The sequence below is a fragment of the Qipengyuania sp. SS22 genome (assembly GCF_025736935.1).
In the GTDB taxonomy this organism is placed as follows: Bacteria; Pseudomonadota; Alphaproteobacteria; order Sphingomonadales; family Sphingomonadaceae; genus Qipengyuania.
On record NZ_CP107048.1, the window covers coordinates 672,302 to 686,398 of the forward strand.

Annotated in this window: 12 protein-coding genes and 1 tRNA gene; 5 read left to right on the top strand and 8 right to left on the bottom strand. The window is 64.4% G+C overall.

Annotation, left to right across the window (positions count from 1 at the left end):
• The first annotated feature begins 42 nt into the window (after positions 1-42).
• Positions 43-363, top strand: a complete 321-nt coding sequence (gene trxA / locus N6L26_RS03320) for a thioredoxin (RefSeq protein ID WP_253516442.1) — start codon at positions 43-45, stop codon at positions 361-363.
• On the opposite strand, the gene N6L26_RS03325 is transcribed toward trxA, so the two are convergent.
• From N6L26_RS03325 to N6L26_RS03335, 3 genes are read right to left on the bottom strand one after another with little or no spacing between them, the layout of a single operon-like run.
• Entirely contained in the window at positions 360-1,127 is a 768-nt protein-coding gene (locus tag N6L26_RS03325; protein WP_263607243.1) for an inositol monophosphatase family protein, read from the bottom strand. The genes trxA and N6L26_RS03325 overlap by 4 nt on opposite strands.
• A gap of 29 nt (positions 1,128-1,156) precedes the next feature.
• Positions 1,157-2,383, bottom strand: a complete 1,227-nt coding sequence (gene argJ / locus N6L26_RS03330) for a bifunctional glutamate N-acetyltransferase/amino-acid acetyltransferase ArgJ (RefSeq protein ID WP_263606633.1) — start codon at positions 2,381-2,383, stop codon at positions 1,157-1,159.
• A gap of 39 nt (positions 2,384-2,422) precedes the next feature.
• On the bottom strand, positions 2,423-2,668 hold the full coding sequence (locus N6L26_RS03335; RefSeq protein WP_263606634.1) for a hypothetical protein: 246 nt from the start codon (positions 2,666-2,668) through the stop codon (positions 2,423-2,425).
• Positions 2,669-3,071: 403 nt separating this feature from the next.
• Here N6L26_RS03335 and N6L26_RS03340 point away from each other — a divergent pair, with 403 nt between their 5' ends.
• Both N6L26_RS03340 and secA read left to right on the top strand, forming a co-directional pair.
• The gene (locus N6L26_RS03340) at positions 3,072-3,341 is read left to right on the top strand and encodes a hypothetical protein (protein WP_263606635.1); all 270 of its coding nucleotides are present in this window, start codon (positions 3,072-3,074) and stop codon (positions 3,339-3,341) included.
• Between the two features lie 99 nt (positions 3,342-3,440).
• A complete protein-coding gene (secA, locus tag N6L26_RS03345) occupies positions 3,441-6,200 on the top strand; it encodes a preprotein translocase subunit SecA (RefSeq protein ID WP_263606636.1) in 2,760 nt (919 codons plus the stop codon).
• 24 nt (positions 6,201-6,224) lie between these two features.
• Here secA and N6L26_RS03350 read toward each other — a convergent pair whose 3' ends face one another.
• The gene (locus tag N6L26_RS03350; RefSeq protein WP_263606637.1) at positions 6,225-6,842 is read right to left on the bottom strand and encodes a GNAT family N-acetyltransferase; all 618 of its coding nucleotides are present in this window, start codon (positions 6,840-6,842) and stop codon (positions 6,225-6,227) included.
• 63 nt (positions 6,843-6,905) lie between these two features.
• On the opposite strand from N6L26_RS03350, the gene N6L26_RS03355 reads away from it, so the two are divergent.
• Positions 6,906-7,646, top strand: coding sequence for a sulfite exporter TauE/SafE family protein (locus N6L26_RS03355; protein WP_263606638.1), 741 nt, complete (start codon positions 6,906-6,908; stop codon positions 7,644-7,646).
• 6 nt (positions 7,647-7,652) lie between these two features.
• On the opposite strand, the gene N6L26_RS03360 is transcribed toward N6L26_RS03355, so the two are convergent.
• Both N6L26_RS03360 and N6L26_RS03365 read right to left on the bottom strand, forming a co-directional pair.
• Positions 7,653-7,727, bottom strand: a tRNA-Asn gene (locus N6L26_RS03360).
• A 97-nt stretch (positions 7,728-7,824) separates the two neighbouring features.
• Complete coding sequence (locus N6L26_RS03365; RefSeq protein WP_263606639.1) at positions 7,825-8,607, bottom strand: NAD kinase; 783 nt, start codon at positions 8,605-8,607, stop codon at positions 7,825-7,827.
• 133 nt (positions 8,608-8,740) lie between these two features.
• Here N6L26_RS03365 and N6L26_RS03370 point away from each other — a divergent pair, with 133 nt between their 5' ends.
• Positions 8,741-10,057: a bifunctional diguanylate cyclase/phosphodiesterase gene (locus tag N6L26_RS03370; RefSeq protein WP_263606640.1), complete on the top strand. Its 1,317-nt coding sequence runs from the start codon at positions 8,741-8,743 to the stop codon at positions 10,055-10,057.
• 7 nt (positions 10,058-10,064) lie between these two features.
• Here the strand turns inward: N6L26_RS03370 and mfd are convergent, their stop codons facing one another.
• Entirely contained in the window at positions 10,065-13,571 is a 3,507-nt protein-coding gene (gene mfd / locus N6L26_RS03375) for a transcription-repair coupling factor (protein WP_263606641.1), read from the bottom strand.
• A 116-nt stretch (positions 13,572-13,687) separates the two neighbouring features.
• Positions 13,688-13,966 (bottom strand): succinate dehydrogenase assembly factor 2, encoded by a 279-nt coding sequence (locus tag N6L26_RS03380; RefSeq protein WP_263606642.1) that lies wholly within the window; start codon positions 13,964-13,966, stop codon positions 13,688-13,690.
• Between the last annotated feature and the right edge of the window lie 131 nt (positions 13,967-14,097).

The window sequence follows — 14,097 nt, forward strand, 5'->3', positions numbered from 1 at the left end:
GCCGCCCACATCGGGGGCCAAGCGAATTTCAGGAGATTTCCCATGGCCACCACCGCCGTCACCGACGCCAGCTTCCAATCCGACGTGCTCGAAAGCGACAAGCCCGTGCTGGTCGATTTCTGGGCCGACTGGTGCGGTCCGTGCAAGATGATTGCACCCGCGCTCGAAGAACTGAGCGAGGAACTGGGCGAGCAGGTCACCATCGCCAAGATGGACATCATGGAAAACCCCGATGTCCCCGGTTCGATGGGCGTCCAGTCGATCCCTTATCTGGTGCTGTTCAAGAATGGCGAAGCCGCCGCCCATATGCGCGGCGCGGCGCCCAAGGGCCAGCTCAAGCAGTGGCTTGAGAGCGAGCTTTAATCCAGCTTCGCATATAGTTCGGCGAGTTCGTCCCACAGGGCCGGGCTCGCCGCACCCAGCAGGCCCGTCCGGCCCACCTCGTCCACGCGATAGGGTGTGCCGTCGGGCCGCGCTGCTTTTCCGCCCGCTTCGTTGAGCCACAACGCGCCTGCGGCGTGGTCCCAGGCCAGCGTGCGCTCGAAAATCGACACATCGTTCGTGCCCAGCGCCAGCCGCGGATATTGCTCGGCGGCGCAATAGGGGATGTCGACGAGCTCGTACTGTGGCGCGATGTGCCGCCGCGTCGCCTCGCGGCGCTCCTGCTGCATGAAGATCAGCGATATGGCAGCGATCGGCGGCGTCTTGCCGGTCGCCCGGGCTTCGACCCTCGCGCCATCGACCTGTGCCCCCTGACCGCGGTGCGCGACGCAGAAGCGCCCGCTGAGGCAATCGTAAATCCACCCGGACTGCGCCTCGCCGCCTTCGGCGCGCGCGATGATGATCCCGAACGGCGGCTTCCCGCTGGCGAAATTGCGTGTCCCGTCGACCGGATCGACGATCCAGCAAGGGTGATCGAGCCGGTCGAGTATGGCGGGGTCCGAATGCGCGGTTTCCTCGCCCACGAAGGCGAGTGTATCGTCGAGCGCGGCCAGCCCCTCGCGCAGCAGCGCCTCGCTCTCCTTGTCGGCCACGGTGACGGGGTCGTTGCCGCCCTTGTCCTCGACTTCGCCCGCGGCAAGGTTGCGATAGCGCGGCAGGATCGCCTGCTTGGTGACCCGCTGCATCAGCGCAAGGATATCGCGGTCGAGCGCGCTCACGAGCGGTAGTCTGCGTTGATCGAGATGTAGCCATGCGTGAGGTCGCAGGTCCACACGGTCGCGCGGCCCCGGCCAAGGCCGATATCGACCTCGATACGAATGTCCTGCCCGGCAAGATGTGCGGCGACCGGCGCCTCGTCGTAATCGGCGACGGGCTGGCCATCGCGCGCCGCCCATGTCCCGCCGAAGCCGATCGACAATCTGTCGCGATCGGCGGGTTCGCCCGCCTTGCCCACCGCCATGACCACGCGGCCCCAATTGGCATCGCCGCCGGCAATCGCGGTCTTCACCAGCGGTGAGTTGGCAATCGCCAGGCCGACGCGGCGCGCGCTGGCGTCGTCCGCCGCCCCGGTGACCGCGATCTCGATGAATTTCTGCGCCCCTTCGCCGTCGCGCACGACCAGCAGGGCGAGTTCGCGGCAGACATCATGCAGCGCAGCGTAGAAGGCATCGGCGCCGGGGTCGTCCCATGAGGTCAGCGGCGCATTGCCCGCCTTGCCAGTTGCGAACAGCAGGACTGTGTCGCTGGTCGAGGTATCGCCATCGACCGTGATACAGGAAAACGTCTCCTCATTTGCCTTCGACAGCATCTCCTGCAGGAAGGCGGGAGCCACCGCCGCATCGGTAAAGACATAACCCAGCATCGTCGCCATGTCGGGCGCGATCATGCCGCTGCCCTTGATGATCCCGGCAAGCTCGACTCGCTGGTCTCCGATGAAAGCCGCCGCTGCCGCGCCCTTGGTGAAAGTGTCGGTCGTCCCGATCGCGCTCGCCGCCTCTTCCCAGCCGCAGCTTTCAGCTTCGAGCACCGCGGCCACTCCGGCGCGCGCCTTGTCCTTGGGCAAGGGCACTCCGATCACGCCGGTCGAGGACACGAACACTTCGTCTCCGGGGCAGTGCAGAGCCTCGGCTACCTGCGCGACGATCTGCTCGACCGCCTCGCGTCCGCGATAGCCGGTAAAGGCGTTGGAATTGCCCGCATTGACGATCAGCGCCCGCGCGCGGCCGTGTGCCACCTGCTCGCGGCCCATCTCGACCTCGCTGGAAGCGCAGGCCGACTTGGTGAAGACCCCGGCTACGGCACACCCGGCGGCGAGCTCGACATAGGTCAGATCGGACCGGTCCCAGGTCTTGTAGCCAGCGCGCGCCACGCGCAGCGTCACCCCGTCGATTGCCGGCAGCGCGGGGAAGGGGCGGGCGAGCGGGGAAGGCGTAAGATCCATTCCCCGCGCGCTAGCCCCCCGCTGCGCGCCAGACAAGCATCAGGCTACGCGGCCCGTGGCCCTCGGCACCAGCAGGAAGTCGACGAGATACAGCAGGCCGGTCACGATCAGCGGATTGTTGTAGCCGGTGAACAGCGCCGCATATTCGAGGCACCCGCCAACAATCGTACCCAGCAAGTTGATCGCAAAGGCCGATTGCGAATCGCTGCTTTCACGAAATCGTTTCGCAAACGCGATATAGGCGAGGACCGCCAGCAGGGCAGGGAAATCGGCCAGATCGAGCATTCCTTGCGACTGATCAGGAAGCCCGCGCCTATGCCGACGAATGACCCGAGCAGGACGAAATTCGAGAGATAGGACAGGTGGACGACGCTTGAACCGAGCCAGCGGATCAGCGCGAGTTCGACCAAGAGCATGAGCCCGCTGGCCAGCAGCAAGCGTGTGACGACGGCGGGGTCATCCGGTTCTTCATAGCCGCCTGACTGGCTATCTAAGGTCCCGTCGACAGTGCTCTTTCTTGCCCCCTGCAATCCCGTTTCGAATGCGACGCTCAGGAGCGTATGTTTACTGGAAGGATAATCCGACTGTTGGCCCGCATCTGTCCCCAGCGTCGCAGGCGAGACTTTCGGCGAGTTTACCGGCTTTGGGCTGGACGATTTGCCTGCGCGTCACTATCTCGCCGGCCAGGATGCTTAAACGCCTGCTCGCCTGCCTCGCGCTCCTGACCGGCCTCGCTGCCGCCGGTGCGCCTGCTCACGCGGTGGCTTATGATGCGGCATCGGGCGTTGAACGCGCCGTCGATACCGAAAATCCCTGTCAGGGTGAGGCAAGCATCGGGCTCAGTACGGCGCGCCAGTCGCTCGTTGCGCCGCGCGCGACCGGGCCGGGCAAACCGGCTGCGGCCTTTTCGGTCGTCATCCCGACCGTGCAGATGGGCGTCGACCGCGCCTACGAATAGGCCGACCGCGACATCCCCCGTTTTTCGTCCGCCACGCATGCTGTGTGCGGGCTTCTCATCATACCACCATAGAATTCATCCGGAAGGCGCCAGCCCCCTATGTTCAATTCCATCATGAAGACCGTGTTCGGTTCGTCCAACGACCGTTATGTCAAATCGATCGGCAAGATCGTCGACCGGATCAACGCGCTCGAACCCCAGTTACAGGCGCTGTCCGACGAAGAACTGGCGGCGCAAACCGACAAGTTTCGCGCGCAGTTGGCCGATGGCAAGACGCTCGACGACATCCTGCCCGAAGCCTTCGCCACCGTACGCGAAGTCTCGGTCCGCGTGCTCGGCATGCGCCATTTCGACGTTCAGATGGTCGGCGGCGTCGTGCTCCACCGCGGTGAAATCGCCGAGATGCGCACGGGTGAGGGCAAGACGCTGGTCGCCACGCTCGCGACCTATCTCAATGCGATCGAGGGCAAGGGCGTCCATATCGTTACCGTCAACGACTATCTCGCCGCGCGCGATGCCGAATGGATGGGCCGGCTGCACCAGTTCCTCGGCCTGACTGTCGGTGTGATCGTTCCGAACCTTCCGGAGCATCAGCGGCGTGAGGCCTACAATGCGGACATTACCTATTCGACCAATAACGAGCTTGGCTTCGATTATTTGCGCGACAATATGAAGCACGAGCGCGGACAGATGGTTCAGCGCCCCTTCAATTTCGCCATCGTCGACGAAGTCGATTCGATCCTCATCGACGAGGCCCGCACTCCGCTGATCATTTCCGGCCCGACGGAGGACAAGTCCGATCTCTACACCTCGATCGACGAGGTGGTGAAGGAATTCCCCGACGACTGGTACGAGAAGGACGAGAAGCAGCGCAGCATCCAGCTGACCGAAGAAGGCACCGAAGCGGTCGAACAGATGCTGATCGAGAAGGGCCTGCTCGAAACCGACAATCTCTACGATGTCGAGAACACGCAGGTGGTCCATCACCTCGACCAGGCGCTGCGCGCAGTGCACATGTTCAAGCGCGATACCGATTATATCGTCAAGGACGACAAGGTCGTCATCATCGACGAGTTTACCGGCCGCATGATGGATGGTCGCCGCTGGTCGAACGGCCTGCACCAGGCCGTCGAGGCGAAGGAAGGCGTCAAGATCGAGCCCGAGAACCAGACGCTCGCCTCGATCACCTTCCAGAACTATTTCCGCATGTATCCCAAACTGTCGGGCATGACCGGCACCGCGGCTACCGAAGCGGCCGAGTTCTGGGACATCTACAAGATGAACGTGGTCGAAATCCCGACCAATGTGCCCGTTTCGCGCATCGACGATGACGATGAGTTCTACAAGAACACGCAGGACAAGTTCAAAGCCATCGCCAAGGCGATCGCCGAGAAGAACGCCATCGGCCAGCCGGTGCTGGTCGGCACGGTGTCGATCGAGAAATCGGAAATGCTCAGCGAATTCCTCAAGCAGGAAGGCGTCGACCACGAGGTCCTCAACGCGCGTCAGCACGAACGCGAGGCGCATATCGTCGCGCAGGCGGGCCGCATCGGTGCGGTGACCATTGCCACCAATATGGCCGGCCGCGGGACCGACATCCAGCTGGGCGGCAATGTCGATTTCCGCATCGGCGACGAGCTTTCCGAGCTTGAAGACGGGGCCAAGAAGGACCTCGAAATCGATCGCATCACCGCCGAGGTCGCGGCCGAGCGGCAGAAGGTGCTCGATGCTGGCGGGCTGTTCGTGCTTGGCACAGAACGCCACGAAAGTCGCCGCATCGACAACCAGCTGCGCGGCCGTTCGGGGCGTCAGGGCGATCCCGGGCTCAGCCGGTTCTACCTATGTCTGGAAGACGATTTGCTGCGCATCTTCGGCCCCGACACGCTGTTCTCCAAGATGCTGAATTCCAATCTCGAGGATGGCGAGGCGATCGGATCGAAATGGCTCTCCAAGGCGATCGAGACCGCGCAGAAGAAGGTCGAGGCGCGCAATTACGAAATCCGCAAGCAGGTCGTGCAATACGACGATGTGATGAACGACCAGCGCAAGGTCATCTACGAACAGCGCGCGGAGATCATGGACAGCGAGGCGGTCGACGATGTGGTGGTCGACATGCGTCACGATGCGATCAATTCGCTCGTCTCGGAAGCCTGCCCGCCGGGGTCCTATCCCGAGCAATGGGATATCGAGGCCCTCAAGACGCGTATCGGCGAAGTGCTGACGATCGAACCGCCGATCGAGCACTGGGTCGAGGAAGACCAGGTCGAACCCGAGATTATCGAGGAACGCCTCGCCAGCGAAGTCGACACGATCATGGAGAACAAGATCGCCGCGGCCGATCCCGCGCTGTGGCGCCGGATCGAAAAGAGCGTGCTGCTGCAGGAACTCGACGGGCAGTGGAAGGACCACCTCGCCACGCTCGACGCGCTGCGGCAGGTCGTCGGCCTGCGTGCGCATGCGCAGAAGCAGCCGCTCAACGAATACAAGCAGGAAGCCTTCAGCCTGTTCGAAACCATGCTCGACAATCTGCGCGAGACGGTGACCAACAAGCTCATCCGGCTCGAACTGGTCGAACCCGCGCCGCTGCCGCAGGTCGACCTGCCCGACTTGCCCGATTTCCTCACCGGTCACATCGACCCGCTGACCGGGCTCGACAATTCCAACGATGGCGACGGCTCGGCCGGACGCGAGGCGCTGTTCGGCGCTCTGGCCGGCAGTTCGCGCGCCGCCGTGGGACCGGGCGGCGCGGTGAGCGAGAACCCCTATGCGGGCATGGACATCAGCCGTAACGCGCTGTGCCCGTGCGGTTCGGGCAACAAGTACAAGCATTGCCACGGCGCCATCAGCGCCAATGCGTGATAACCGGTCGGGGCAGCCCTGTCGCTAGGCGCGGCGGGGCTGCCTGACCATCGGCACCAGCGGCGGGCTGCCGGGTTCGGGATGGATCGGATCGCCAAAGGGCTCGAAGCCGCATGAGGCGTAGAAGCCGGTGTTCGCCGGGTTCGAATTCTCGAGATAGGCGGGCAGTTGCATCCGGTCACAGGCATCGAGCACCGGCCGGATCAGCTTGCGTCCCAGGCCCTTGCCCTGCGCCGATGGCAGCAGGCCGATACTGAACAGATAGGCATGATCGAAAGCGGGATGGCACTGCGCCATCGCATCGCCGGTGCGTATCCCGCGCGCCACCGCGCCCGGTCCGCAGCGAACCAGCGTGGGAATGGCGAAGGCGGCATAGTCCCGCAGCGAAAAGCTCGCCTCGCCGCCGGGTAGCATCCACATGCACGCACCCTCGTCGCCCAACGAATAGCTATAGCCGCGCGGGACATAGATGCGCCGCGCCTGCAGGTTGAACAGATTGCGGATCCCGGCGAACTTGCCGAATAGCCAGAGGTTGAACGGATCATTGCGAAAGGCCTCGGCGGTGATGTCGCCGATCTTGCCGGCATCGCCAGGCCCAGCGCGGACGAGCGCCTCGCCAAGTTCGATATTCCCTGCCTGCATTATCCCTCGTCCTCCTGTGCCGCGACGCTAGCGCGCGGCGCAGTGGCGGTCTAGGCGAAGGCCATGGCATCCCTCCTCGTCGCATTTTTCGTGGCAGCCTTGCTCTATGCCAGCGTCGGGTTCGGCGGCGGTTCGACCTATACCGCGCTGCTGGCGCTCGCCGAGGTCGACTATCGCCTGCTCCCGCTGCTGTCGCTGGCGTGCAATATCGTCGTGGTGGCGGGCAGTTCGGTGCGGTTTGCTCGCGCCAAGGTCACGCCGTGGCGCAATGCGTTGGTGCTGACGGGGATTGCGGCGCCCGCCGCATTGCTCGGCGGTCTCACCCCGATCGACGAAGCGACCTTCCTTGCCATCCTTGGCGCCAGCCTTGTCCTCACCGCGCTGACGTTGCTGCTGCCATCGCGCGATGCGACCGCGGCAGAACCGACGCGTTTCTCTGGGCTGATGCCGGTGCTGGCGGTGCCTTTTGGCTACCTCGCGGGTCTGGTGGGCATTGGCGGCGGCATCTTCCTCGCCCCGTTCCTGCACCTCGCGCGCTGGGACAGCGCGCGCGCGATAGCCGCGACCGCCAGCCTGTTCATCCTCGTCAATTCATTGTTCGGTCTGGCGGGGCAATTGCTCAAGGGCGGCACGGGCCGCCTCGGCGCGGCGGTCGATCTGGGCCTGCCGCTGCTGGTTGCGGTCGCGATCGGCGGGCAGATCGGCAGTCTGCTCGCGCTCAAATATCTCCCGCAACGCTGGATCCGCTACGGCACAGCCGCGCTCACCGCCTGGGTGGGCGGGCGCTTGCTGCTGAATGTGTGAGAAAAGTGGCTCCCCGAGTTGGATTCGAACCAACGACCAAGTGATTAACAGTCACCTACTCTACCGCTGAGCTATCGGGGAGCAGCCCGCTGGGCAGGGGTGCGCCTATATGGGCGGTCATACGGTTTGGCAAGCGGGCAAATGGCAAAAATTGCGCGCCGCGGTTCTGCTGTGCCGCTCAGACCACGAACTGCTCGGCGACGATACGTTCGTCGAGCGCGTGGCCGGGGTCGAACAGCAGCGTCAATTCGCTGTCGCGGGCGATTTCGAGGTTCACTTCGGCCACATCGCGCAGCTCGCGCTGGTCGGCGACGACCGAGACTGGGCGCTTCTCCTGCTCGAGCACGCGCAGCGTGATGCGGCTGCGGTCGGGCAGGATCGCCCCGTGCCAGCGGCGCGGGCGGAAGGGGCTGATCGGGGTAAGCGCGAGCAGGTTCGAATCGAGCGGCAGAATTGGGCCGTCGGCCGAAAGGTTGTAGGCGGTCGAGCCCGCCGGGGTTGCCAGCAGCACGCCATCACAGACCAACTCGGGGATCCGCACCTTGTCGTCGACGGTCACTTCGAGCTTGGCGGTCTGGCGCGTCTCGCGCAGCAAGCTAACCTCGTTGATGGCGCAGAAGGTGTGCTGCGCGCCAGCCTGCGTGGTCGCTTCCATCCGCAACGGGGCGATATGGTGGCGCTTGGCCCGCCCGATCCGTTTGAGCAGCGTTTCGGGATTGCGGTTGCGGTTCATCAGGAAGCCGACCGTACCGAGATTGAGTCCGTAGGCGGGGATGATCCGGCCGCTGTCGAGCATGGCATGCAGCGTCTGCAGCATGAAACCATCGCCGCCGAGCACGACGACCGCGTCGGCTTCTTCGAGCGGCACCCAGTCGGCGACCGCGCGGAATTCCTTGTCGGCGGCTTCCTGCGCACGCGGAGCGTCGGACACGAGCAGGGCCAGTCGGCTGAATTCGGACATGGGTCCCCTCGCATCCTCCCGTGCCGGCAAGGGCTCGCCGGGCACCGCGGGTTTCCTATGGTCGCGCGTCCCATTTGGCAACACACTGGAAAAACTGATACCGCTTGCCCCCGGGCCTCATAAGGACTGTCACATGGCCAGCATACCCAAAGACAAGATCGACGACACGCGCGATGCTCTCACCGGACTGGCGGACCAGTCCCAGGCGCGCGAGACGATCGAGCGCTGGCTGGACGAATGGCCCCGCGACACGATCGCCTGCCCGATGCATGCGATGATGATCACACTCGGGCGGATCGACACGGTGAATGTCGCCTTCGGGGAATCGGCGGGCGACGGAGCGCTGGTCGAAGTGGCGCAGCGCATCAATCATTTCGCGGGCGACGAACTCGAAAGCAGCAGCGCCTGGACCGCCTCGCGTCTTGGCGGCGGCAATTTTCTCCTGGTCGCGCGGCAGGAATGCAGCCGTGAGCGCTGGCAGTGGCTGGCCGAGGCATTGGCCGATGCGATCGCCATGCCGATCGTCAATCCCGCGGGTGGGGCGAGCCTGCGGTTGTGGCCGCGTATAGCGCTGATGCGCGTAACCCAGAACGACGATCCCGACAGTGTGCTCGATCGTTTGTCGGAAGTCGCAGCCCGCATGCGCGACAGCGCGCGGCGGCGGATCGACTGGTCGACGGGCGATGTCGCCCGCTCGGGCCGCTCGAACCAGCAGCTCGAAGCGGATTTGCTCGCAGCCATCGACCGCAATGAGATCGAGATTCTCTTCCAGCCGCAATATGCATTGGACGACGACCGCCTGATCGGGGCCGAGGCGTTGGCGCGCTGGGATCATCCGGTGATCGGCCGCATCGGTGGCGGGACGCTGTTCCAGGTTGCCGAGCGGGCCGACCACGTGGCGCATCTGTCACGCCATATCGTCATGCGCGCGCTGGAAAAGGCATTGCATTGGCCAGAGCACCTGCGCCTCTCGCTCAACATCACTCCGGCCGATCTGGCGGCCGAGAATTTCGCCATCGATTTCGCGCAAATGGCCGAAAAGACGGGTTTCCCGCTCGAACGGATCACGCTGGAAATCGTCGAACAGGTACTGCTCGCCGATCTCGACCGTGTCAGCCGCGTGCTCGACCAGCTGAAGCTGTTCGGCATCTGCATCGCGCTGGACGATTTCGGCGCGGGTTTCTGCAACTTCCGCTACCTCAAGGTCCTGCCGATCGATTGCATAAAGCTCGATCGCTCGATGCTCGACGGGGTGTTGGACGACGAGCGCGACCGGGCGGTTATCCGCGCGATCATGGCGATGGCCGAAGCGCTCGACCTCCAGGTGCTGGTCGAGGGCGTCGAAACCGAAGAGCAGCGCGAACTCGTGCGCAAGGAAGGGTGCAAATATTATCAGGGGTTCCTGCGCGCCAAACCGATGAGCGCGAGCGCATTTCTCAGCCTGACCTGATCGGAACCTAGGCCGCCACGTTCTCGCGCTTGCGCGATTTCCTGACGATACCCGACAGTCCCTTGGTCAGCTGGATCAGCCCGTTGAGGCGGCTTTCGGGCGACCCCCATGCGCGGCTGATGACCAGCTTCATATCGGGGCGCAGCTTGGCGATGCCCTTCAGCCGGTCGACATAGGCGAGCAGCCCCACCGGATCGGGGAAATCGTCCTGGTGGAAGGTCACCAGCGTGCCCTGCGCACCGACGTCGATCTTGGCGATATTGGCCTCGATCGCCTGGTGCTTGATCTCGATCAGCTTGACGAGATTGGCGGTGGCGGCGGGAAGATCGCCGAAGCGGTCGATCATCTCGGCGGCCAGCGCATCTATTTCGGGCTTGTCCTGCGCATCGTTGAGGCGGCGATAAAGCGCCATGCGCACCGCGAGGTCGGGGACGTAATCCTCGGGGATCATGATCGGCGCATCGACGGTGATCTGCGGGCTGACGCGTTCGGGCTTGGCTTCCAGTCCCAGCTCGCCCGCCTTGGCCGCAAGGATCGCATCCTCCAGCATCGATTGGTACAGTTCGAAGCCGACTTCGCGGATGTGTCCCGACTGTTCGTCGCCGAGCAGATTGCCCGCGCCGCGAATGTCGAGATCGTGGCTGGCAAGCTGGAAGCCTGCGCCAAGACTGTCGAGATCGCCGAGGACCTTGAGGCGCTTTTCAGCCACCTCGGACAATTGCGTGTCGGTGGCATAGGTCAGATAGGCATAGGCGCGCAGCTTCGAACGGCCCACGCGTCCGCGCAGCTGGTAGAGCTGGGCTAGGCCGAAAATATCCGCGCGGTGGATGATGATCGTGTTCGCGCTGGGCAGGTCGAGCCCGCTTTCGACGATGGTGGTCGCCAGCAGCACTTCGTATTTGCCTTCGTAGAAGGCGCTCATCCGTTCCTCGATCTCGCCCGCGCCCATCTGGCCATGCGCGGCAACGAATTTGACCTCGGGGACGTGTTCGTGGAGCCAGTCGGAAATCGCTTCCATGTCGGAAATCCGCGGGACAACGATGAAGCTCTGCCCGCCGCGATGGTGTTCGCGCAGCAGGGCTTCGCGCATCACCATGTCGTCCCATTCCATCACATAGGTACGCACCGCGAGGCGGTCGACCGGCGGGGTCTGGATGGTCGACAGTTCGCGCAGGCCGGTCATCGCCATTTGCAGCGTGCGCGGGATCGGCGTGGCGGTGAGCGTGAGCATATGCACGTCGGCGCGCAATTGCTTGAGCTTTTCCTTATGCGTGACGCCGAAACGCTGTTCCTCGTCGACGATGACCAGTCCGAGGTTCTTGAAGCTGGTCTGCTTCGACAGGATGGCATGTGTGCCGACGACGATATCGACCTGGCCATCGGCCAGCCCCGCGCGGGTTTCCTTTACCTCGCGCGCCGGGACGAGTCGCGACAGGCGGCCGACCTTGAGCGGGAAGCCGTTGAAGCGGGACGCGAAATTCTCGAAATGCTGGCGCGCGAGCAGAGTGGTCGGCGCGACAACCGCGACCTGCTGGCCGTTCATTGCCGCGACGAAGGCGGCGCGCAGCGCGACCTCGGTCTTGCCGAACCCGACATCGCCGCAGACCAGACGGTCCATCGGTCTGCCGCTTTCGAGGTCGCCAAGAACATCCTCGATCGCGCGTTCCTGGTCGTCGGTTTCTTCCCACGGGAAACGGTCGAGGAACTGGTTGTAGGGGCCGTCCTCCACCTCCAGCACGGGTGCTTTCTTGAGCGCGCGTTGGGCGGCGACCTGCATCAGCTCGCCGGCGATCTCGAGGATCCGCTCCTTCAGCCGTGCGCGACGCTTCTGCCAAGCTTCGCCGCCGAGCCGGTCGAGCTGAACCGCCTCTTCGGACGAGCCATAGCGGCTGAGCACGTCGATATTCTCGACGGGGATGAACAGCTTGTCGCCGCCCTTGTATTCGAGCTGGACGCAATCGTGCTTGGACTTGCCCACCGGGATCGGTTCGAGGCCAAGATATTTGCCGATGCCGTGCTCGGTATGGACGATCAGGTCGCCAACGCTGAGCGCCTGCAATTCGGCGAGGAAGGCGTCGGCATCCTTGCGCTTCTTCTTGCGCCGCACAAGCCGGTCGCCAAGGATGTCCTGCTCGGTCAGCAGTTCGAGCTCGTCATTTGCGAAGCTCGCCTCGATCGGCAGGATCATCGCCGTCGGCTTGGGTACGCCCGATCCCTTCGCCGCCGACAGGCCCAGCGCTTCCTGCCAGGTGTCGGCCATCTGCACCGCCGTGCCAGCCTCGTCGAGGATCGAGGCGATGCGCGCGCGGCTGCCTTTCGAATAGGCGGCGAGCAGCGGACGCTTGCCCGCTTTCGCCAGCGCTTTGAGATGGTCGGCCAGCAGGGGATAGACATTGTCTCCGCGCGCACGTTCGGGCGCGAAATCGCGGCCTGAACGGAAGCCGAAATTCACCACCTTGTCGCTTTCGGGTTCATCGAAGGGCGTCGCGCGGTGGGCGGGGGCCGCGGCAAGGCCGGCCTTGTATTCGGCGGCGGTGAGATAGAGCGCATCGGGCTTCAACGGCCGGTAATTGCCCTTGGCCTGCCCGGTAATGGCGGTGCGCTGGTCGTAATAGTCGCCAATATCCTTCACGCGCTCGTCCGCGGCTGCCAGCGCCGCTTGGTCGATCACGACGAGGTCGTCGTTGGCAAGGTGGTCGAACAGCGTGGCCAGCTTGTCCTCGAACAAGGGCAACCAGTGTTCCATCCCCGCCAGGCGGCGACCCTCGCTGATGGCCTCGTAGAGAGGGTCCTGCGTGGCGTTGGCGCCGAACATCTCGCGGTAACGGCTGCGGAAGCGCTTGATGCTGTCGTCGTCGAGCAGCGCTTCGCTGGCCGGCAGCAGCAGGTGCGATTGCAGCCGCCCCGTGCTCATTTGCGTATTGGGATCGAAGGTCCGCAGGCTCTCCAGCTCGTCGCCGAAGAAGTCGAGCCGCAACGCCTCTTCCATGCCACTCGGGAAAATGTCGACGATCGAACCGCGCACGGCATATTCGCCCTTGTCGATCACCGTGTCCGCGCGGCTGTAGCCCTGCCGCTGGAGCAACGCGGCGAGGCTGTCGCGGCCGATCTCGGTCCCCACCTTGAACTCGCGCACGCTTTCGCGAATGCGGAACGGGGTGAGCACGCGCTGGAGGACGGCATTGGCGGTGGTGACGATCAGCTGCGCCTTGGCCTTGCCCGTTTGCAACCGGTGAAGGGCGGCCAGCCGGCGCGCGCTGATCGATAGCGCCGGGCTGGCGCGGTCGTAAGGGAGCGAATCCCATGCCGGGAACTCGATCACGTCGAGTTCGGGGGCGAAGAAAGCCGCTGCCTCGACGATCCCGCGCATCGCCGCATCGTCGGGCGCGATGAACACCGCGCGGCCGGTGCTGGCGCGGGCCAGATCGGCCATGACGAGCGGCTGCGCGCCCCGTGCCACCTGCGCCAGCGTAAGCGGTTCGCGGGCGTTCAGGATATGGGAAAGATCGGGCATCGTGTTCCTAGCGTTCGAAGGGGCCGCGCGTTCCGCACACGCATGATTGCCCCCTGCCCGGACGGGAAGGGGGTGCGGTGTGTGCGAAATGGGAGATAGGGGCTGTGGCTAGCCCGTCAACGCGGAATGTCGACGTAGTCGAGTTCCTGCATCGCCGTCATCAACGGGCCCTCGAAGGGCGGCGGGGTGGGCTGCGTCTTGAGCGCCCATGCCATGACATCGACATCGTCCTGTTCGAGCAGCGCCTCGAACCAGGCCAGTTCTTCCTCACCCCAACTGCCCTGATAGCGGTCGAAGAAGCCGCCGATCATGTAATCGGCTTCGCGCGTGCCGCGATGCCAGGCGCGGAACTTGGCGCGTTGCTTGCGGCCTTCAAATGTCAGGGCTTGGACCATGGTGGGTCCACTAGCGCCAAACTTTCGCCTCGTCATCCCTGCGCAGGCAGGGATCCAGCGAACATCAGCCCCGAGCGATATCTACAGCTTATCTGGACCCCCGCCTGCGCGGGGGTGACGGCAAGTTTTGC